Source organism: Exiguobacterium alkaliphilum, assembly GCF_018138125.1.
Classification (GTDB): domain Bacteria; phylum Bacillota; class Bacilli; order Exiguobacteriales; family Exiguobacteriaceae; genus Exiguobacterium; species Exiguobacterium alkaliphilum.
In genome coordinates, this window is sequence record NZ_CP073101.1 from 2,220,995 (window position 1) to 2,241,114 (window position 20,120).

At 51.9% G+C, this 20,120-nt stretch carries 18 protein-coding genes; 4 read left to right on the forward strand and 14 right to left on the reverse strand.

Annotated features, from left to right (window positions below; genetic code table 11):
* Positions 1 to 5 precede the first annotated feature (5 nt).
* The 4 genes from lpdA to pdhA form a co-directional block, all read right to left on the reverse strand.
* Positions 6 to 1,418 (reverse strand): dihydrolipoyl dehydrogenase, encoded by a 1,413-nt coding sequence (lpdA, locus tag KB235_RS11485; protein WP_034808641.1) that lies wholly within the window; start codon positions 1,416 to 1,418, stop codon positions 6 to 8.
* Between the two features lie 4 nt (positions 1,419 to 1,422).
* Positions 1,423 to 2,718, reverse strand: coding sequence for a dihydrolipoamide acetyltransferase family protein (locus KB235_RS11490; protein WP_034808640.1), 1,296 nt, complete (start codon positions 2,716 to 2,718; stop codon positions 1,423 to 1,425).
* Positions 2,719 to 2,794: 76 nt separating this feature from the next.
* On the reverse strand, positions 2,795 to 3,772 hold the full coding sequence (locus KB235_RS11495; protein ID WP_034808639.1) for an alpha-ketoacid dehydrogenase subunit beta: 978 nt from the start codon (positions 3,770 to 3,772) through the stop codon (positions 2,795 to 2,797).
* 3 nt (positions 3,773 to 3,775) lie between these two features.
* Positions 3,776 to 4,861 carry a pyruvate dehydrogenase (acetyl-transferring) E1 component subunit alpha gene (gene pdhA / locus KB235_RS11500; protein WP_034808637.1) on the reverse strand — a complete coding sequence of 362 codons (1,086 nt, stop codon included), beginning with the start codon at positions 4,859 to 4,861 and terminating at the stop codon, positions 3,776 to 3,778.
* A 330-nt stretch (positions 4,862 to 5,191) separates the two neighbouring features.
* Between pdhA and def the strand changes: the two genes are divergently transcribed.
* Both def and KB235_RS11510 read left to right on the forward strand, forming a co-directional pair.
* Positions 5,192 to 5,731 (forward strand): peptide deformylase, encoded by a 540-nt coding sequence (gene def / locus KB235_RS11505; RefSeq protein WP_211779693.1) that lies wholly within the window; start codon positions 5,192 to 5,194, stop codon positions 5,729 to 5,731.
* Position 5,732: 1 nt separating this feature from the next.
* Positions 5,733 to 7,358: an alpha/beta hydrolase gene (locus KB235_RS11510; protein WP_211780962.1), complete on the forward strand. Its 1,626-nt coding sequence runs from the start codon at positions 5,733 to 5,735 to the stop codon at positions 7,356 to 7,358.
* 268 nt (positions 7,359 to 7,626) lie between these two features.
* Here the strand turns inward: KB235_RS11510 and KB235_RS11515 are convergent, their stop codons facing one another.
* Together KB235_RS11515 and rnjA are read right to left on the reverse strand one after the other, a co-directional pair.
* Complete coding sequence (locus KB235_RS11515) at positions 7,627 to 9,084, reverse strand: phospholipase D family protein (protein ID WP_211779694.1); 1,458 nt, start codon at positions 9,082 to 9,084, stop codon at positions 7,627 to 7,629.
* A 62-nt stretch (positions 9,085 to 9,146) separates the two neighbouring features.
* Complete coding sequence (gene rnjA / locus KB235_RS11520) at positions 9,147 to 10,814, reverse strand: ribonuclease J1 (RefSeq protein ID WP_211779695.1); 1,668 nt, start codon at positions 10,812 to 10,814, stop codon at positions 9,147 to 9,149.
* Between the two features lie 220 nt (positions 10,815 to 11,034).
* Here rnjA and KB235_RS11525 point away from each other — a divergent pair, with 220 nt between their 5' ends.
* The gene (locus tag KB235_RS11525; protein ID WP_211779696.1) at positions 11,035 to 11,811 is read left to right on the forward strand and encodes a Cof-type HAD-IIB family hydrolase; all 777 of its coding nucleotides are present in this window, start codon (positions 11,035 to 11,037) and stop codon (positions 11,809 to 11,811) included.
* A 30-nt stretch (positions 11,812 to 11,841) separates the two neighbouring features.
* On the opposite strand, the gene KB235_RS11530 is transcribed toward KB235_RS11525, so the two are convergent.
* From KB235_RS11530 to KB235_RS11550, 5 genes are all read right to left on the reverse strand, one after another.
* On the reverse strand, positions 11,842 to 12,504 hold the full coding sequence (locus KB235_RS11530) for a potassium channel family protein (RefSeq protein ID WP_034818017.1): 663 nt from the start codon (positions 12,502 to 12,504) through the stop codon (positions 11,842 to 11,844).
* Positions 12,505 to 12,611: 107 nt separating this feature from the next.
* Entirely contained in the window at positions 12,612 to 13,643 is a 1,032-nt protein-coding gene (locus KB235_RS11535; RefSeq protein ID WP_211779697.1) for a cytochrome d ubiquinol oxidase subunit II, read from the reverse strand.
* Positions 13,644 to 13,657: 14 nt separating this feature from the next.
* The gene (locus KB235_RS11540) at positions 13,658 to 15,046 is read right to left on the reverse strand and encodes a cytochrome ubiquinol oxidase subunit I (RefSeq protein ID WP_211779698.1); all 1,389 of its coding nucleotides are present in this window, start codon (positions 15,044 to 15,046) and stop codon (positions 13,658 to 13,660) included.
* A 306-nt stretch (positions 15,047 to 15,352) separates the two neighbouring features.
* Positions 15,353 to 16,474, reverse strand: a complete 1,122-nt coding sequence (locus KB235_RS11545; protein WP_034818014.1) for an N-acetyldiaminopimelate deacetylase — start codon at positions 16,472 to 16,474, stop codon at positions 15,353 to 15,355.
* Positions 16,471 to 17,349: a transcriptional regulator CcpC gene (locus KB235_RS11550; RefSeq protein WP_211779699.1), complete on the reverse strand. Its 879-nt coding sequence runs from the start codon at positions 17,347 to 17,349 to the stop codon at positions 16,471 to 16,473. Before KB235_RS11550 ends, KB235_RS11545 begins: the two co-directional genes overlap by 4 nt.
* 109 nt (positions 17,350 to 17,458) lie before the next feature.
* Between KB235_RS11550 and KB235_RS11555 the strand changes: the two genes are divergently transcribed.
* Positions 17,459 to 17,845, forward strand: a complete 387-nt coding sequence (locus KB235_RS11555) for a disulfide bond formation protein B (protein WP_211779700.1) — start codon at positions 17,459 to 17,461, stop codon at positions 17,843 to 17,845.
* 47 nt (positions 17,846 to 17,892) lie between these two features.
* On the opposite strand, the gene nadE is transcribed toward KB235_RS11555, so the two are convergent.
* From nadE to KB235_RS11570, 3 genes are all read right to left on the reverse strand, one after another.
* Positions 17,893 to 18,705, reverse strand: coding sequence for an ammonia-dependent NAD(+) synthetase (nadE, locus tag KB235_RS11560; protein WP_034807626.1), 813 nt, complete (start codon positions 18,703 to 18,705; stop codon positions 17,893 to 17,895).
* Between the two features lie 122 nt (positions 18,706 to 18,827).
* On the reverse strand, positions 18,828 to 19,643 hold the full coding sequence (locus KB235_RS11565; protein ID WP_211779701.1) for a BsuPI-related putative proteinase inhibitor: 816 nt from the start codon (positions 19,641 to 19,643) through the stop codon (positions 18,828 to 18,830).
* A gap of 100 nt (positions 19,644 to 19,743) precedes the next feature.
* Complete coding sequence (locus KB235_RS11570; protein WP_034818010.1) at positions 19,744 to 19,938, reverse strand: hypothetical protein; 195 nt, start codon at positions 19,936 to 19,938, stop codon at positions 19,744 to 19,746.
* Positions 19,939 to 20,120: the final 182 nt, after the last annotated feature.

The window sequence follows — 20,120 nt, forward strand, 5'->3', positions numbered from 1 at the left end:
TGTCGTTACTTGACGACGTGGATTGGCATACCGATTGCGATTTCTGCAGCTTCCATTGCCATCTCACCGAGTGATGGGTGAGCGTGGATTGTAAGTGCGATATCTTCAGCCGTCATACCTGCTTCGATGGCGAGGCCGAGCTCGGCGATCATATCAGAAGCGCCTGTACCCGCGATTTGAGCACCGATCAAGAGACCGTCCTCTTTACGCGTGATGAGCTTCATGAAGCCGTCTGGCTCGTCGAGAGCGAGGGCACGACCGTTTGCAGCGAATGGGAATTTCGACACTGTGATGTCGAGTCCTTCTTCTTTTGCGAGCGGCTCTGTGTAACCGACTGTCGCGAGCTCAGGGTCAGTGAAGACGACCGCTGGGATTGCTGAGTAGTCGAGGTACGCAGGCTTGCCTGCAGCTGCTTCTGCCGCGATTTTCGCTTCATACGAAGCTTTGTGCGCGAGCGGTGGTCCCGGTACGATGTCACCGATCGCGTAGATGTTTTCGTTAGACGTCTTGCACTGGTCGTCGATTTCGATGATGCCGCGGTCGCTGACTTTCACTTCCGCGTTCTCAAGACCGATATCACCAGTGTTTGGACGACGGCCGACTGTGACGAGGACGTAGTCCGCTTCCACAGATTGCTCTTCGCCGTTCACTTCAAACTTAACGGTTACGCCGTCTTCTGTCTCTTCGACGCCTTTTGCAAGCGCGTTCGTGTGAATCGTGACGTTCCCTTTTTGTTTGAGCTTCTTCTTGACGATTTGCGTCATTTGCGGCTCGAAGCCAGACAAGATGTCGCTAGCGCCTTCAACGACGACGACTTCTGTATCGAAGTTCGCGTACGCTGTTCCAAGCTCCATACCGATGTATCCGCCGCCGATGACGACGAGCTTTTTCGGTACTTCTGGAAGCGCCAATGCGCCAGTTGAAGAAAGGACGCGTTTTGACCATTTGAACGATGGAATCTCGATTGGTGTCGAACCAGTCGCGATGATCGCTTTTTTGAACTTGTAAGGAGTCGAGCTGTCTTCTGTGATGACACGGACTGTGTCTTCAGATGCGAAGAACGCTTCCCCTTGAACGATTTCAATCTTGTTGCCTTTCAAGAGGCCTTTAACGCCGCCAGTCAACTTGTTGACGACCGACTGTTTCCAGTCTTGGACTTTCGTGAAGTCGACAGCAACGTTATCCGACGTGATCCCCATTGATGAGTGACCTTTCGCGTGCTGGAAGTTGTGACCAGCCGTGATTAACGCTTTTGACGGGATACATCCGACGTTCAAGCAGACGCCGCCGAAGTTACCCTTCTCGACGATCGTCACTTTGAGGCCGAGTTGCGCGCCACGGATGGCTGCGACGTATCCGCCAGGACCGGCGCCGATGACGATTAAATCAGTTTCTTGTGCGAATTCTCCTACTACCATGTTCTTATCCCTCCATCATTAGAAGTGCTGGATCTTGAAGCAAACGTTTCACCATGTTGAGTGCGTTTTGAGCAGTCGCACCGTCGATGAGGCGGTGGTCAAAGCTGAATGAAAGCGCGAGCACTGGTGCTGCAACGATTTCGCCGTCTTTGACGACAGCTTTTTCAGCGATGCGGCCGATACCGAGAATCGCAACTTCTGGGTGGTTGATGACAGGTGTGAACCATTGTCCACCAGCAGAACCGATGTTCGTGATTGTGATCGATCCGCCTTTCATGTCGTCCCCAGCGAGTTTACCTTCACGTGCTTTACCGGCAAGCTCATTGATGTTTGTAGCGAGTGCATAGATTGATTTACGGTCTGCTTCTTTGACGACAGGAACGACGAGGCCGTTGTCCGTGTCAGCAGCGATACCGATGTTGTAGTAGTTTTTGTAGACGATTTCTTCGTTCACATCGTCGATTGATGCGTTGATCGCTGGGTAAGCTTTCGCTGCAGCTGTCAATGCTTTCACGACGAACGGCAAGTACGTGAGTTTCACGCCTTGGTCAGCCGCGACTTGTTTGAACTCTTTACGGAGTGCGACGAGTTTCGTGACGTCGACTTCGTCCATGAGTGTAACGTGTGGCGCTGTGTGTTTCGAGTTGACCATCGCTTTCGAGATCGCTTTACGGATTCCACGGATCTTCTCACGCGTTTCGAGTTCAGGTGTAGCTGACTCGTAAGGCTTGATTTCCGTTTTCGCTGCCGCTGCCGGAGCTACAGATTCTGTTTTCTCTGTTGTAGCTTCTGCTGCTGGTGCTTCACCGTTAGCGAACGCATCGATGTCTTCTTTCAAGACGCGACCGTTATCGCCTGAACCTTTGACTTCACGGATGTCGACGCCTTTTTCGCGAGCGTACTTGCGAATCGAAGGCATCGCGATGACGCGCTCCGACTTGTGAAGTTGAACTTCACGCGGGCCGTCTTCTTTCACGTCAGCTTGAACTGTCTCTTCAGTCTTCTCTTCAGCTTTTGGCTGTTCAGGAGCTGCTTCCTCTTCGCCTGCTGGCGCGTCACCTTCGATGTCGAACGTGATGAGGACGTCACCGACGACGGCAACTGTTCCTTCAGAGACTTTGACTTCTTTGACTGTTCCATCAACTGGAGCTGGGATTTCAACGACAGCCTTGTCGTTTTGTACTTCGAGGAGGATATCATCCTCTTTTACTGTGTCCCCGTCTTTTACGAACCACTTGACGATTTCACCTTCGTGAATTCCTTCACCGATGTCTGGTAATTTAAATTCAAATACTGCCACTGGTTTTTCCTCCCATCAAATAATCATGTAAACACGACGAGGGAGACAATTCTCCCTCATCGCCAAATGAACACGATCAGAAGTTGATAACTTCCTTAACTTTTGCAACGACATCTTTATGGTCAGGTAACCATGCGTCTTCTCCTTGTGCGAAGGCGAAAACTGTGTCAGGTGCAGTCACACGAAGCACTGGTGCTTCGAGGTGAAGAATTGCGCGTTCTTGAATTTCAGTTACAACGTTTGCCGCGATACCTGCTTGACGCTGTGCCTCTTGAACGACGATCGCACGGCCAGTCTTTTTAACAGACTCGACGATTGTATCGATATCAAGCGGGCTCACTGTCATGAGGTCGATGACTTCTACGTTGATGTTTTCTTTTTCGAGTTCTTCCGCTGCTTTGAGTGACGTGTGGACCATCGCACCGTATGTGATGATTGAAACGTCAGTCCCTTCACGCTTCACGTCTGCTTTTCCAAGCTCGATCGTGTATTCGCCTTCAGGTACTTCGCCACGGAATGAACGGTAAAGCTTCATGTGCTCGAGGAAAACGACAGGGTCGTTGTCGCGGATTGACGCGATCAAGAGTCCTTTTGCATCGTACGGAGTCGACGGGATGACGACTTTAAGACCAGGTGTCTGAGCCATCAAGCCTTCGAGGCTATCCGCATGAAGTTCAGGTGTTTTTACACCGCCACCGAATGGTGAACGGATTGTGATTGGCTGGCTGTAAGCGCCGCCTGAACGGTAACGCATCCGTGCCATTTGAGCTGCGATTGAGTCAAATACTTCGAATACGAAACCGAAGAATTGAACTTCCATGATTGGACGGAAACCAGTGAGACCGAGACCGATGGCAAGACCACCGATACCAGACTCAGCAAGCGGCGTGTCGAAGACGCGGTCTTCGCCGAGCTCGTCTTGGAGGCCTTCTGTCGCACGGAATACCCCACCGTTTTTACCAACGTCTTCTCCGAAAAGAAGTACTTTCTCGTCGCGCTTCATTTCAACGCGCATCGCATCAGTAATCGCTTGGATCATTGTCATTTGAGCCATAACTTACTTCGACTCCTTTGCAGTATATTCTTCGAGCTGCTCTTTCAAGTTAGCAGGAAGTTCTTCGAACATGTTGTTGATGAAGTCCGAAACTTTTTGTTTTGGTTCTTTGTCAGCGAGGCTGATTGCTTCTTTCACGTCAGCTTTCGCTTGCTCGATCACTTCGTTCTCCATGTCTTCGTTCCAAAGCTTTTTGCCTTCGAGGAAGAGACGGAAGCGTACGAGTGGATCTTTTTCCTGATACTCTGTGTCGAGTTCTTTCGTACGGTAACGTGTTGGGTCATCCCCAGCGAGCGTATGTGGTCCGTAGCGGTATGTGAGTGCTTCGATGAGCGTCGGCGTTCCGTCAAGTGCGTCTTTACGCGCTTGTTGCGTTGCGGCGAGGACAGCGAGAACGTCCATTCCGTCAACTTGGATTCCGTTGATGCCCGCTGCGACAGCTTTTTGCGCGATCGTTTTAGCTGCAGTTTGCTTCTCGACAGGAGTCGAGATCGCGAAGCGGTTGTTTTGAACGACGAAGATGGCTGGTGATTTGAATGCACCTGCAAAGTTCAAACCTTCGTAGAAGTCACCTTGTGATGAACCACCGTCACCCGTGTAAGTAATGGCGACGTTTGTGTTGCCGTTGCGTTTGAGGCCCATGGCCACGCCCGCTGCTTGGATGATTTGTGCGCCGATGATGATTTGTGGCATCAAGACGTTGACGTCTTCAGGGATGCGGTTCCCTGCAACGTGTCCACGTGAGAACAAGAACGCTTGATAAAGCGGAAGTCCGTGGAATACGAGTTGTGGGATATCACGGTAGCCTGGAAGGATCCAGTCTTGTTTGTCGAGCGCGTATTGCGTTCCGATCATCGTTGCTTCTTGACCTGCCACTGGCGCGTAGAAACCTAGGCGACCTTGACGGTTAAGTGAGATTGCACGTTGGTCCCAGATTCGAGTATAGACCATGCGGCGCATAAGCTCCTGAAGTTGCTCGTCCGTTACGTCGGGCATAGCGTCTTGGTTGACGACTTCGCCCTTCTCGTCGAGAATACGGAACGTTTGGAAGTTTTCTTCCACGTTTTGAAGTACCTGAACGTTGTTCATTCGTTTCACCTCATCCTTTCAACTATGAGACAATTGTCTTTTTTGTGATCAAACACTACCTCAAATCTTAAGTGTATCTGTCCAAAAAAGCAATCTGTATTAACGTGATACAGGAAAGTAATTCTGTTCCTGCCGTTTCTTAGACAGTATAAAACGGGTTGTTATAATAACGCAAAAAATATGCTTACCTTATAAGAACGCTTACATGAACACATCTTTTCACTCATTTCGCCTCTGTATCATTTTCGTTTCACCTTCTGTACCATCTCGAGGATTTCCCCATTAAATATGATATAATGAGGCATATCGAAATTGGAAAGGAAGTTGTACATGTTAACGATGAAAGATGTGATTCGTGAAGGGGACGACCGACTTCGCCTTCGCTCGACAGAAGTCCCAATCCCTCCTACGGCTGAAGATTTGGCATTGCTTGACGAGATGGAGACGTTCCTCGTCAATAGCCAGGACCCGGAGATTAGCGAAAAATATGAGCTTCGCGGAGGCGTCGGAATTGCGGCACCGCAACTCGGCGTCAATCGCCGCTTCTTCACCGTCCTGTTGCAAGAGGAAGACGAGACGTTCAAGCTGTCCATTTTCAACCCAAGGATTACGAGCCACTCGGTGGAGCAGACGTACTTGAACGGCGGTGAAGGGTGCTTGTCTGTCGACCGTGTCGTCAACGGAAATGTGCCGCGCCATCGCCGTATCACCCTCGAAGGGTTCGATTGTGACGGCAACCCAATCAAATTGCGCCTTCGTGGCATGCGGGCCATCGTCTGCCAACACGAGCTCGACCACTTAGACGGCGTCATGTTCTACGACCGCATCAACCCGACCAATCCGCTTGAGACTTATGGTGAGCCAATCTGAGGTGACGAACGTGAAAAAAAAGGCGCTGTTGTTAGTATTCCCATTTTTATTTCTTTTAATCGGGGGATGTGTCCGCATCGAATATGACGCCACTGTTCATTATGATCAATCGGTCACGCTCGAGACGACGTATGCGTTTCGCGACCACCCCGTCATGAAGCTGCTCAATTTGCGGCTCGATTGGGATACGTGGAAGCAACAAGCGAACGATAACGGTTACGCGACACGTGACTACTCGAGCGAAGACGATTACGAGGGCATGGTGCTTAAGAAGACGTTCGACAATGTCGATGAGTTACAAAACATTAAAGAAGAATGGAAGACCGGTCCAGCCGGTATCCTCGTCCCGCCTGACATGGAGTTCGATGTGCAAAAAGAAGAAGGCATTTGGTTCGACTCCTATGTGCTCAACACGAACCTGGATTTACGTCTCGACCGAATCGAGCTACCAGGCCTCAACTTGAGCGGCTCACCGAAACAGCTCGCCGAACGCTATGTCCGTCAAGCCGATATTCGTTTTAACTTGACCGTACCGACGGGTGTGTTTGTTGAAGACGGCACCGGGCTCGACCTCCGTTCGATGAAGCATGTCCAATGGCAAGTGTACGGAGGCCGGCAAAACAATATGACGCTCGTCGCCCATGTGCCGAACGTGAAGGCGTGGATCATCACGGTCGTCGCTTTCGTCGTCGTTAGCCTCGCCAGTTTCTTCATTTGGCGGAAATATCGACAGAACGCCGGCGACCCGAACAAAACGTCCATTCGCTCGCGTCTACTCGGTGTGCTCATCGTCGTCTTGGCACTCTCCATCATCATCGTGACCGTCCGGGAAGAGTTGACGACCGAACGGAAAGCCGAGGCGGTGCGCCAAGCGGCCCAGACCGACGAGTTCATCCCGACGTTCGCCGTCCATGGCCTGCTCGGGACGGACCGGACGTTCCTGCGCTTCTCCCAGTTCATGGAGCAGCGTGGCCTCGCCAAGGATGGCGCCCTCTGTACCGTTTCGACAGAGAGCGAGGTCGACTGCGTCATCAACGACTATAGCTCGAACCGTCCGATCGTCCGCATCGAATATGAAGACGCCGAGGCTTCGCTGAACAATCAAACGAAATGGTTGAACGCGGCGATTGAGACGTATAAGGCCGAACGCAACAAGTCGTTCGAGCGAATGTATTTGATCGGCCATAGTATGGGCGGCGTCGCGGCCGCGAACTATATCTTGAACCAAGACGAGTACTTGATTGATAAATTCGTCTCGTTCGACAGCCCGTTCGCCGGCACTCGCCTCGCCAACTTCGGTCTATCGGCGAGCAACTTCGGCGTCAACACAGGGAGTGCCGCCATCCGGGACTTGTCCCCAACATCGGACGGACTTGTGGCGTTCCAGTCGAAGCTCGAGACGTGGCCGCGTTCCGTTCAAGTATTGTCGTTCGCCGGGCGCGGCGGGGAGTTCAATTTGATCGAGCCCTCGAGCTCCCTCCTCCTCGAAGACTATACGAACAACATCACGACGGAGACCGTCCCGTACGACCACTTCTCGCTTCATCGGAAGACGGACGTGCTCCGCGATACGGGACGATTCCTGTACGAGTATACGAACGAGTTCAACCCGGTCGAAACGAACTGACGAAAGCCCGCCTTCGTGAATGTTTCTCTATCTCTCGTTTAAAAAAGGAACGGGGTACGAAAGAGCGATGGAGGCGTGGACCTACCGATGGTACGGCGAGACTTCTAGGGGAATAGCAAGCATTGGGAGACCCAGCAGCGTTAAGCGATGCGGCTCCCTGCTTGCCCCCAGAAAAGCGAGCTGTGCCTAGTCGGGCAAATAAAAAAACTGCAGACAATGTTTTGTCTACAGTCTGAACCCGCCCTCTTCACGAAGGCGGGTTTCTTTGTTAGTACGTCATCGTCCACGTCAGTTTTTGCAACCAGTAAATCAAGTACTTACCAATTGGCAAGTCCGTTTGAATCTCTTCGTACGCGAGCGTATACGTTCCTTCTTCATTGTTCCACAACCGTTTGAAGTAGCCGTCGACTTCGTTCATAAACTCCGTCTCGGTCGTCGCGACGACTTCGACATCGGCTTCTAAATTGTAGTCGTTCATGTTACGCGCCGTATAGTTCCCAGAACCGATGACGACGACTTGTCGTTCCCCTTCCACATACAACAGTTTCGGATGATACTGTTCGTCACCGACTTCGTACCACCGAATCTCGATTTGATCAGGGTTGACCGTGTTCAGTTCGGCTGTCACCGGCAAGTTCGGTAGACCCGACTTGTCCCGCCCGAACGCATTCGTGTTCGGGTCGAGGATCAGTTTGACGAAGACGCCCCGCTCTGCGGCCCGGTGAATGGCATGGATGATGTCTCGGTCAGCCAAATAGAACATGCCGACCCAAATCGTCTCCCCCGCTTTCGCCTGATCCATCCCGTCGATGACCGCATCTTCAATCTTCGACTCGGTCACGTATCGGATTTGCATCGGGCCGTCCGAGTCTTCTTCCCGCAGGTTCGCTAACTTCTCTTCATCGGGGAACCTCGCCTCGTCGCCTTTCGAGAATCGGGCAATCGCTTCTTCGCCTTCTAAAATATCAGCGAGGATTGGACCGTCAAGGCGGACCCCGACGTTTGAATGATACCCGCTCGCGTCATGCGGATTCGCCGACAAGACAAACCCTTCGTTCTCGGTCACCATGACTTTCCGATGGTTCGCCTTCACGTTCAACAGTCGTAAATAGGACCGGATGGTGATGTCCGGTGCCGACTTTGCCATCGGGTTCGGGAGCCAGCCGTTCTGGCTATCCCCAAACCATTGGAAAGCCATCCGATACACAGTGGAATACAGGATGTTTGGATCGCGAAGGGCATCTAAATTTGTATAGACGATTTCAGCGCCCGCCTCCTCCAATAAGTCGAGATGATCGGCAGGATGCCCGTTATACGTCGTGTTGATTTCATCGGTGATGACGACGACGTTCAAGTCCGGATACGCCTCCATCTGTTCGAGGAGCGCTGTCGTCAACCGGGCCGTGATGGTCGGATACTCTCGGTCCTCGTTCGAATAAGGGTTAAATAAGAAAAAGTCCATGACGACATACTCGCGCGCCTCACGGATTGAACGTTCGACGTCTTGGAAAATCTCTAACTCATTCACTTCGGTGTCTTCGCCTTGATACGTCAAGTCAAACAGGAAGTCGATTTGGTCATCCGAGATCGCAATCGGGTCGGACGCCCGGGATACGCCTTCCGGTAACGGCTTGACTTGATGATAAATCATCGTGGCGAGGAAGATGACGAGTAGTGCGGCGATGCCCCACTTGACCCATCCTCGCTTCTTCTTCTTTTGCTCCATATGCACCCGCTCCTTTTCGTTCGGTTCAAAAAACGGGCCGTAGTCTCCTACAGCCCGCTCGTTCATACTTCCATGATAATCGGAAGAACCATCGGGTGTCTTCTCGTTTTTTGTGCCAAATATGGCGTGAGGGTGTCCGCAACAAGTTGCTTCAACTCTGACCATTTCATCTGCTTGTTCGAGAGGCCTTGTTCGACCGTCTTCTTCAATAGACGTTCGCCGTCACGAATTAAGCTACCCGACTCACGCATATAGACGAAACCGCGTGAGATGATGTCCGGCCCAGAGACGAGTTTACGTGTCTTGCCGTCAATGCTGATGACGACGACGACGAGTCCGTCCTCTGAGAGGATGCGACGATCGCGCAAGACGATGTTCCCGATATCCCCGATTCCGTTCCCATCGATATAAACGGCGTTCGCGGAAATCTTGCCGGTTACGGCTGCCGAATCGGCGTCGACCGCGAGCACTTCCCCGTTATCCATGACGAAACTATTCTCTTTCGGAATCCCGACCGATTCAGCGAGTTCAGCATGTTTTTTCAACATTCGATACTCGCCGTGAATCGGCATAAAGAATTTCGGGTTGAGCAATCGAATCATGAGCAACTGCTCTTGTTGTGAGCCGTGACCTGACGTATGGATGTTCGTCAACTTGCCATAGACGACGTCCGCGCCCGCTTTATACAGCTGGTCAATCGTTTTCCCGACCGAGATAGCGTTACCTGGGATCGGTGACGACGAGAAGATGACCGTGTCACCTGGGATGATGGACACTTGGCGGTGCGTCCCGTTCGCGATTCGGCTAAGGGCTGCCATCGGCTCCCCTTGTGAACCTGTACAAAGAATCGCCACTTCGTTCGGGTCATAGTTGCGCATTTGGTTCGCCTCGATGATCATGCCTTTCGGGACGTTGATGAATCCGAGCTCTTGCCCGATCGTCATGACCTTCTCCATCGAACGGCCGAAGATGAGCAAGTGACGTCCAGTCTCGGCGCATGCGTCGATGACTTGTTGCAGGCGATAGATGTTCGAAGCGAACGTCGCGAAAATGATGCGTCCTTCCGCTTTGCGGAACGTCTCACTGATCGTGCCGCCGACGATACGTTCACTCATCGTGAACCCTTCGACTTCCGCGTTCGTCGAGTCGGATAAGAGACAAAGGACGCCCTCTTTCCCGATTTCCGCCATCTTGGCGAGGTCGGCCGGTTCACCGACTGGCGTGAAGTCGAACTTGAAATCGCCCGTATGAACGATGTTCCCTTGCGGCGTCTTGACGACGACACCGAGCGAGTTCGGAATCGAGTGGGTCGTCCGGAAGAACGAGATGCTCGTCTTACGGAATTTGACGATCGCATCCTCGTCAATCTCGTGGAGTTCTGCTTCGCGAAGCAATCCGTGCTCTTCAAGCTTCACTTTGATGAGGCCAAGCGCGAGCTTCGTCGCATAAATCGGCAGTTTCACTTGCTTCAAGAGAAACGGGATGCCGCCGATATGGTCTTCGTGTCCATGGGTGATGAATACCCCTTTGACTTTATCTTTGTTTTTAATCAGATAAGTGTAATCCGGAATGACGTAGTCGATTCCAAGCAAATCGTCCTCCGGGAACATGATACCGGCATCGATGACGATAATCTCGTCTTGGAATTGAACGACGTACGTGTTCTTCCCGATTTCACCGAGTCCGCCTAGTGCGAACACGGCCGTTTGGTGGTTCTTTACAAACTTCATTTAATCTCTCCTTACTAAAATAGTTGATTTCATCTATGTGAAACATAAGTGATTCTCGCAGTATGGTTACGTTCCTTAAGATTCTTTCTTCATTATAGCTCATATTGTGTCAATATTTCACTAATGACGTCAGATTGAGGGTTGTTTCGCGATTTCATGTTATGCTTTTGAGTATAGCAAGACCATTATCAGACAGAGAAAGCATGGTGGGTGAATGAACATGGAAGATCAGAAAGTTGTCTTTTTCGACATTGACGGGACCCTTCTTCACGACGGAACGTACATCCCGCCCTCGACCATCCGCGCAATCAAACAGTTACAGGTGAACGGTGTCGAGACGTTCATCGCGACAGGCCGTGGACCGGCGATGTTATCGAACATTCCCGAGCAAGTCGGAATCAATAGCTTCGTCTGCTACAACGGGCAAATCGTCGTGCATGACGGAGAAGTCGTCTATCGGAACACGTTGCCGACGAGCGCGTTGACGCGTCTGACCTGTCATGCCGATTCAAATGATCATACGCTCGTCTATCTCGGTCAGCATCGAGGCGGGGCGACCCGGCGAAACGATACCATCGTCGAGCAATCACTCGGCGAGCTCGACATACCGATTCCTTCGTTTGCGCCGAACTTCCATAAAGAACAAGACGTCTACCAGACGCTCCTATACTGCACACCCGAAGATGAGCACCATTACGTGAACGCCTACGAAGAGTTCGACTTCATCCGCTGGCACCCGCACGCGATGGACGTCATCAATCGCGGGGCGAGCAAGGCCGACGGCATTCGTCACTTCATCGAAGCGAACGGCTACCGGCTCGAGAACACGTATGCGTTCGGTGATGCGCTGAACGATTTAGCGATGCTCCAATACGTCGGAACTGGCATCGCGATGGGCAACGGACGCGTCGAGGCGAAAGAGGCGGCCGATTACGTGACGAAGTCCATCCTCGACGACGGGATTGAATACGGCTTGAAGAAAATGAATTTGATTTAACACAAAACGAGAGGCGCGCGCCTCTCGTTTTTATCTGGACCGAAGTGTACGTTCGAGTCGGTCGAGGTCGGTATCTTTCCCGATGATGATTAGAATGTCTTCCGGCAAAATCATCTCGTCTGCTTGCGGCGAGATGAGGACGTCGTCGTCACGGCGAATCGCCACGATGTTGACGCCGTATTTGGCGCGGAGGTCCAAGTCGATGAGCGACTTGTTCGACAGCTTCTCGCCGGCCTTGATCTCCACGATCGAATGTTCGTTCGAGAGCTCCAAATAATCCAAAATACTTTGGCTCATCAACCCATTGGCGATTCGGACGCCCATGTCACGTTCCGGATGGACGATATTGTCGGCCCCGATGCGGCGCAACACTTTCTCATGGTAGTCGTTCGTCGCTTTTACCGTGATGATTTGAACGCCGAGCTCTTTCAAGATGAGCGTCGTCAAAATCGACGCTTGGATATTCTCCCCAATCGCCACGATGACATGCTCGAAGTTACGAATTCCGAGACTCTTCAATACGTTCTCGTCTGTCGTATCGGCGATGACAGCGTGCGTGGCCAATCCCATAAATTCGTTGACGCGTTCTTCGTCCGCATCGATGGCGAGGACATCGTATCCGTTCGCCGACAACTCACGAACGATCGACCCGCCAAAACGTCCTAACCCGATGACTGCAAATTCACCTGTCATGATTCATACATCCCTTTCCAACCGCGCATTCTGTTCTCGATTCTTCGTTCAGTGTAACCGATTCACTAAAAAAAAACTATATAAAAAAAGACCGGGAAGACCCGGTCTTACGCTTTGCCGCTCGAACGTTTGCCACGCACGTAATCGTTGTCGAACAAGAACAGTCGAAGCAACAAATATAGTGCCGGAACGAGGAGTAACAAACCTAGAATGAAGACGACGACGAGCGCGATGGCCATCGACTCGTTGACGACGCTTCCGTTGATATCAATATACGGATACAAAATATACGGCAAATGCGTATATCCGTAGCCGAACCAGGCCGTGAAGAACTGACCCATGACCATGAGGAACGCGATTCCGTAGTTCCGCTTCAAATAGACGAGCGCGACCGCTGCGACGAAGAAGATGAAACTAACGGCGAACCACCACCAGTTGCCCGCCAAAATCCGCTCATAGTGCCAAGCCGCTTGTGACTTGAGACCAAAGAAGACGAGGCCCGAGGCGATGATGGTCGGAACACTCCAGAACAGCGCCCATTTCCGGACGAGCCCCATCGCTGTCTTGTCCCCGGCTTTATCCGCATAGAACAAGAGGAACATCGCACTGATGTAGAGCACCGAGACGATGGCGAGCGTGACGACCGTCCACGAGTAGAAGTTCGTGAACAACTTCATGCCGTCGAAAAAGACGCCAGCCTCCGTCTCGTTGATGAACCCGCCTTGACTGACCGTGAGGACAGTCGACATCGAGGCCGGAATCAACAAACCGGTCGCCCCATACAAGAACATATAGAGCGTGCTCTCTTTTGAACCGTAGTTCGCGAACGCGTAAAAGCTACCGCGAATCGCCAAAAGAATCAACACGACCGAGGCCGGGATGAGGAGTGCCGTCCCGTAGTAGTAGGCCGTATCCGGGAAGAACCCGACGATCCCGACGAAGAAGAAGACGAAAAACACGTTCGTCACTTCCCACGTCGGCGATAAATACCGTGCAATCAGACGGTTGACCATATGGTCTCGCTTCGTGTACTTGCTATAGAAAGCGAAGAAGCCAGCACCGAAATCAATCGATGCGACAATGAGATAACCGTACAAGAACGTCCATAAGACGGCAATCCCTAATTCTTGAATCTCCATGTCATACCCTCCGATCACACTTCATCGGCAAACATCGCTTCACCGCGATGTTCCGATTGTTTTAGTTCTTTCCCAACTGGGTTGTCCTTGAACAGACGCGTCAAGACGAGCACCGTGACCACGCCAAGAACCGCATAGAGGATCGCGAAAGCGACAAGCATCCAACCAACGTTCGCCGACGTCGTCGCCGCTTCACTCGTGCGCATAAGTTCATACAGCGCCCAAGGCTGACGACCGAATTCGGCGAAGAACCAACCAAATTCGATGGCCATCATCGCGAGCGGACCACCGGCTGCGATGGCGATGAGCATCGGTTTACTGAATTGGTTCAAGCGTTTAATATACCGTCCGAGCACGAATAGGAACGAAATGAGTGCCAAGAGCATCCCAATCCCGACCATCGCATCGAACAGATAGTGGACAAAGAGCGGCGGTTGGTCCTCTTTCGCGAACTCGTTCAATCCCGTCACTTCATAGTCCGGGACACCACCGGCTAAAATCGAGAGCGCATACGGAATCTTGATGGCCCCGCGCACTTCGTATCCACCCTGTCCGTCATCTTCGAGCCAGCCCCCTAAAATGAGCTCGGCCTCAGACGACGTCTCAAAGTGCCATTCCGCAGCCGCCAATTTGTCCGGCTGATACTTCGCCAAATATTTACCAGAGAAGTCACCGACGAGCGCTGTCGCAATCGCGAAGATCAACGCGACCGTCATCGTCAAGCGAAGCCCGCGCTTATGGTAGGCAATCGTCGCTTGGTCGAGCTGGTTGCGATGGCTACGGAGAAGTTGCACCGCAGCGATTGCCGCCAAAATGAAAGCAGACGTCAAAATGGCCGACGTGAGCACGTGCGACATCTTCGTCGGCATGGCCGGACTGAACATCGCCTCAATCGGACTCACGTTCGCAAGTCGTCCGTCGATGATATCAAACCCGACCGGTTGGTTCATGAAACTGTTCACCGTTGTAATGAAGAAACCGGAGAACAATGCCCCGACCGCGACGGGAATCCCGACGAGCATATGATGCCATGGGTTTTTAAAGCGGTCCCACGTGTACAAATAAATACCGAGGAAGATGGCTTCAAAGAAGAACGCGAACGTCTCCATGAATAGCGGGAGCGCAATCGTCTGACCGGCCACGCGCATCAAGTTCGGCCACAATAGGGATAATTGCAGCCCGATGGCCGTCCCTGTGACAACACCGACCGCTACGGTCACGACATACCCTCGTGACCACCGTCGGGCCATGAGTGTGTATTTTGGATCTTTCTTTTTAATCCCTAAAAATTCAGCCAATAAAATTAAAAGTGGAACCCCGACGCCGAGTGTGGCAAAAATCACGTGGAAGCCCAGCGTGAGTGCCGTTAACGCTCGACTCATCAGGACAGGATCTTGAAACATCTATTGATACCCTCCTATCTCTCTCTATCGCTTCAAACCGTTGCCTGAAACGCCAAATCAATGATGATTTCCATTGGATAACCTTATCATAAAGATTTTATATGGCGCTGTAATGTCTCAATGCTCAAGTTCGCAAAATGTTCACATTTGAGCAATCTTAACAAAATCGTCGCTTTACAATCATAATGAATTCCCGCTTTCTGCATATTGAAAGCATGATTTCACACATTTCCAACAAAAAAGACGAACCGATCGTCTTAGCGAAATGGTTCGTCTTTCTCGATATATGAATGGGGTTCAAGGCGATTATAAAATCGTGACCGTCCGGAAATAGTGGTCGAACAAGTCGATGGCGACATCGATGGCCCGCTCATCTGGGTTGAGCGTCGATTGATGCAACCCGGACCCCATGTCGTTCACACCGAGCCATACCATAAACCCGGGAACTTGTTTGAGCATGTACCCGAAATCTTCTCCCGTCATGGCCGGCACGCACGTCTTGTACGAATAGCCAATCTCCTCGACCGCCTCTTCAAACTGATACAAGTAACGCTCGTCGTTGACGACCTCGTGATACCGGTTGCCGAACTCGAGGTCGATGTGAACGTTATACGTCATCTCGACACCGGCGATGATTTGACGGATACGTCGTTCGAGGACGACCATCTCTTTGTCCGACAGCGCCCGAATCGTCCCATCGAGTTTCGCTGTGTCGGCGATAATATTCTCTTTCGTACCGGCCACGACTTTACCGATGCTGACGACGGCACTGCCCATCGGGTCGATGTTGCGCGAGACGACCGTCTGTAATTGCATGATGAGCGCCGCTTGCACGATGACCGCGTCGATGCCGGCATGCGGGAACGCCCCGTGCCCGCCTTTTCCGTGAATCGTCATGTGAAGCTCACGTGCGCTCGCAAACAACACGCCTGGACGCGAAGCGACCATGCCGACCGGGTACTCCGGAGCGACGTGAAGTCCAAACATCGCATCAGGGCGGAAATGATAAAACAGCTCTGACATCGCCATCGGCTCGGCACCGCCCGGCCCTTCCTCGGCCGGTTGGAAGAAGATGACGAGGTTATGGTCGAGCGGTTCCTCGACCGAGCGTTTAATGAGACCGAGCGCGATCGCCATGTGCACGTCATGGCCACACGCATGCATCATCCCTTCATGGAGCGAGGCGAACTCGAGACCGGTCTCTTCCGTGATTGGCAGACCGTCCATATCGGCCCGATAACCGATCGTCTTGTCGCCGACGAGTCCGTCGACACGGACGAACAGCCCGGTGCGCCAATGCGAGATGTGCACCCGCGGTGACTCGAGCGAGCGAATCAACTGCTCGAGCGTCGCTTGCGTCTTGAACTCTTCATACCCTCGTTCTGGAATCAAATGTAACTGCCTTCTTGCTTCAATCGCCCAACTCATTCCACACTCTCCTTCGTCACTTCTTCAACAACTTCCCAAAACGCCCGCACTTGTGCCAATTCAAGCATCGACTCGGTCGACAGCATCCATGTGTCCCGCACGAGCGGTGTCCCGTTCGACGACGTGAGCGGGATCTTATGAATCGACTCGACATCCCGAATCGTCGACTCGGGCAAAATCGCAAAGCCAATCCCATGGAGCGCCATCTGTTTACACGTCTCGATTTGGTCGACGACGAGCGTCGTCATCGGCGGGCTCGAGAACCGTTCTTGCCACCATTCGAGTATCTCTTGATAATACGTCGAGTCGCTCTTGAACTGGATGAACGAACGCTCGTTATTCTTCAACTGTTTTAAATCCGTCATCTTCAAATCGACGAGGTGGAGCGAATCCGAGAACAAACGCATCTTCTCGCCTCGCCAATCCGGATTGCCACGGATGATGCCGATATGAAAATTTTCTTCTAACATATAGCGCATCATCTCGCTCGACCAACCGGTCACCAATTTGACACGGACCGATGGATAGCGCTCAACGAAACGCTTCAAGACGCGCGGCAACCAATACTGCCCCATAATCGAGGCGACGGCAATCTTTAACGTACCATACACCTCACCTTGCTTCGCCGTCAACTCTCCGCGAAGCTCTTGCTCTTCACTGTACATCTTTTTGGCAAAGTCGATAATCTTCTCACCGTCCGGGGTGAGGGCGAGTCCGCGGGTCGAGCGGACAAAAATTTTCTTTCCCCACTGATGCTCGATCGTGACGAGCCGTTGACTGAGCGCCGGTTGCGACACGAAAAGTCGTTCTGCGGCTTTACGCATATTCAATTCCTCGGCGAGGACGATTAACACTTCCACTTCTGATACTTGCATGACGTCACCTATTTCTCTATCGTTTCGAAACCTGTATACTGGATACGTTATTGCTTCACTGTATCATATCATGTTTAATCAATTTTTTGAGTTGTCAGGAGGAACAATGATGCAACGTCACCATTTTGCCTTTATCGTCGCCACGATTGCGACGCTCGGCAGTCTTTACTTTTCTGAAGTCATGCTTTACTTGCCGTGCAAGTTATGTTGGTTCCAACGCATATTTATGTATCCGCTCGCGATTTATTATATGACCGTCATGTTCACGAACCGTTGCGTCAACGGATTGTTCGTCGGCCTCATGGCGGGAACGGGATGGGCCATCGCCCTCTATCATGTCATCCTCGAGCGTATCCCGAACGGAGATGCGTTTTGCAGCAATGATTGCCTCATTCGCTGGGTCAACTATTTCGGATTCGTCACGATTCCGCTCATGAGCCTAATCGCCTTCACACTCATCTTGCTCATTCAGTTCGTCCCGTTTCGTAAGCGATAATTCAGGAAAAGAAGCGTTGGCCCTGTGGGGCCGACGCTTCTTTTCAATCACTGCCACCACTCGTCATAGAGCGAGGCCGGCATATGGTGCTTGTGACGTGCCCGCTTGAAAATCGTCTCGATCCGCTCTTTGATGGCCGCATCGACGTCTTTCCCTTCGAGATAGTCGTCGAGTTCATCATAGGTCATGCCGAGTGCGACTTCGTCCGGGAGACCCGGTTTGTCGTCTTCTAGGTCGGCTGTCGGCACTTTGTAAATCAAGCTCTCGTGTGCCTCGAGCTCGTGCAACAGCGCTTTGCCTTGCCGTTTGTTCAGCCCCGTGAGCGGTGTCAAATCACAGGCGCCGTCGCCATGTTTCGTATAAAAGCCCGTCACGTACTCGGCCGCATGGTCGGTACCGACGACGAGCGCCCCGAACGTCGCCGCGATGTCGTATTGAACTTTCATCCGTTCGCGCGCTTTCGTGTTCCCTTTATGGAAATCACCGAGTTCAAATCCGGTCGCCTGTTGGAACGAGGCGACCGAGGCGTCGACGGCCGGTTTGATGTTGACCGTGAACACATTGTCCGGACGGATGAACTCGATGGCCCGTTGCGCATCGTCTTCGTCATGTTGCTCGCCATATGGGAGACGTACCGCATAGAACGTATAATCGCCGCCGTCCTGACGTAGTTCTTCCATCGCGAGCTGACAAAGTTTTCCGGCAAGCGTCGAATCTTGGCCTCCCGAGATGCCGAGCACGAGGCCTTTCGCTCCGGCCCGTCTGACGTAAGCCTTTAAAAAGTCGATTCGTCGGCGCACTTCCTCAGCCGGGTCGATGTTCGGTACTACGTGTGTGGATTCGATAATATGTTGTTGCATCAATGGTTTCCTCCCTCATCATCAGTTCGTTTGTCTCATTGTCTGACAATGAAACCTTATCGTCAACTTCTTTCATTCCCATATCAAAAAGACGGAAACCTCGGTTCCCGTCTCATGATTCGTTATTGGATGCGGAACGCTGTGACGTCTCCGCCAATCGGAAGCAATTCAAGGAATAGCGATTGACCTTCTGTCGGCTCTTCATCTAAAAGGGCGCCGAACACGAAATCTCCTGTCGAAGCTTGCGCCGCACCTTCTGCGTACACCATATGTCCGTCGGAAATGCTCCACTCGAACTCTTCGACGTCCGTAAACCCTGAGACCTCGATCAACGTGCCGTTACGTTTGATTGTCACGTCACGGAAATCACCATCCGTTTGCGGACCCTCGGTCGTCTCCGTGCCCGACTCTTCGGCCGCTTCTTCGGTCGCTTCTTCACTCGACTCCTCAGCAGGGGCTTCAGTCGCCTCGACCGTGAACCGCGTTTGGTCGGTCACCGCCATTTCCGGAGCGCCTTCGACTTGCCCGAGACTGACAAAGTCGGCCGTGTAGTCCCCTGCCGCTAGGTCGAGCGGGAACGTCTCGTCGAACACTTTCGTTTCGCCGGCTTCCCACGTCTCTTCAATGATCGATTCCGTGAACATGTACTCGCTACCGTAATCGAATACCGTCGTCTCCCCGTTCATGACCATCAATTGGAAACGTTGCGACGAGTTGAACGTCACGTTCACCGGCACGTCGTTCGGGTTCGTCATCGACACACGGACGACCAACTGCTTCGCGGCCGCATCGTAATTCGCATCCGTCTCAAGCGTCAACAAGGCAGGTGGTGTCGACGTGTTCCCGTCCACATCACTCGCATTCTCTTCTTCTTTCCCACACGCTGCCACGACAATGAGCAATGCCGCGACCGCGACGAGCAACCAAGTTTTCTTCACGTATCCCACTCTCCTCTGAAAAATAAAAAAACGTCTATAGCACTAGTGTATACGTTCGTGCAGACGTTTGTAATCTATTTCCTAATATTATTTACCTTTTTTATGAAACTTGAAGCGTTTCAGCGTATTGTTGTAAACCAATCATGAACAACGAGTCAGCGACGTCGATGTCTGAACGAACTTGTGCAGAGATCGAGAACGTCTCACTATGGATTGACTCAAAGATGACGGTGATGATGCCATCGACCACTTCCTTATAGGCTACGAGTTCGGGTGTTTCTGCAAAAAGCATCATGAGTATGGCTCCTTTTTCGATATGAGATATACTCAGTGTAGCAACGTTTCAAAAAAAATAACGTCTTATCGTTCGACAGGTCGAACGACCTAGTCGACAACGTGTCGAATGTATGGAATGAATTGTTAACCGTTTTCAATTAGAGACTTCTTTCCTATAGAAAAAGAGAGGAAGAACGCAAT

What these genes read in the sequence shown, in the direction of transcription:
- KB235_RS11570 (WP_034818010.1), bottom strand. Translation starts at nt 19,938, where the DNA reads ATGATGCTTTTTGCAGAAACACCCGAACTCGTAGCCTATAAGGAAGTG.
- rnjA (WP_211779695.1), bottom strand. Translation starts at nt 10,814, where the DNA reads ATGAAGTTTGTAAAGAACCACCAAACGGCCGTGTTCGCACTAGGCGGA.
- KB235_RS11550 (WP_211779699.1), bottom strand. Translation starts at nt 17,349, where the DNA reads ATGCAAGTATCAGAAGTGGAAGTGTTAATCGTCCTCGCCGAGGAATTG.
- KB235_RS11495 (WP_034808639.1), bottom strand. Translation starts at nt 3,772, where the DNA reads ATGGCTCAAATGACAATGATCCAAGCGATTACTGATGCGATGCGCGTT.
- nadE (WP_034807626.1), bottom strand. Translation starts at nt 18,705, where the DNA reads ATGCAACAACATATTATCGAATCCACACACGTAGTACCGAACATCGAC.
- KB235_RS11515 (WP_211779694.1), bottom strand. Translation starts at nt 9,084, where the DNA reads ATGGAGCAAAAGAAGAAGAAGCGAGGATGGGTCAAGTGGGGCATCGCC.
- lpdA (WP_034808641.1), bottom strand. Translation starts at nt 1,418, where the DNA reads ATGGTAGTAGGAGAATTCGCACAAGAAACTGATTTAATCGTCATCGGC.
- KB235_RS11555 (WP_211779700.1), top strand. Translation starts at nt 17,459, where the DNA reads ATGCAACGTCACCATTTTGCCTTTATCGTCGCCACGATTGCGACGCTC.
- def (WP_211779693.1), top strand. Translation starts at nt 5,192, where the DNA reads ATGTTAACGATGAAAGATGTGATTCGTGAAGGGGACGACCGACTTCGC.
- KB235_RS11540 (WP_211779698.1), bottom strand. Translation starts at nt 15,046, where the DNA reads ATGTTTCAAGATCCTGTCCTGATGAGTCGAGCGTTAACGGCACTCACG.
- KB235_RS11525 (WP_211779696.1), top strand. Translation starts at nt 11,035, where the DNA reads ATGGAAGATCAGAAAGTTGTCTTTTTCGACATTGACGGGACCCTTCTT.
- pdhA (WP_034808637.1), bottom strand. Translation starts at nt 4,861, where the DNA reads ATGAACAACGTTCAGGTACTTCAAAACGTGGAAGAAAACTTCCAAACG.
- KB235_RS11530 (WP_034818017.1), bottom strand. Translation starts at nt 12,504, where the DNA reads ATGACAGGTGAATTTGCAGTCATCGGGTTAGGACGTTTTGGCGGGTCG.
- KB235_RS11535 (WP_211779697.1), bottom strand. Translation starts at nt 13,643, where the DNA reads ATGGAGATTCAAGAATTAGGGATTGCCGTCTTATGGACGTTCTTGTAC.
- KB235_RS11545 (WP_034818014.1), bottom strand. Translation starts at nt 16,474, where the DNA reads ATGAGTTGGGCGATTGAAGCAAGAAGGCAGTTACATTTGATTCCAGAA.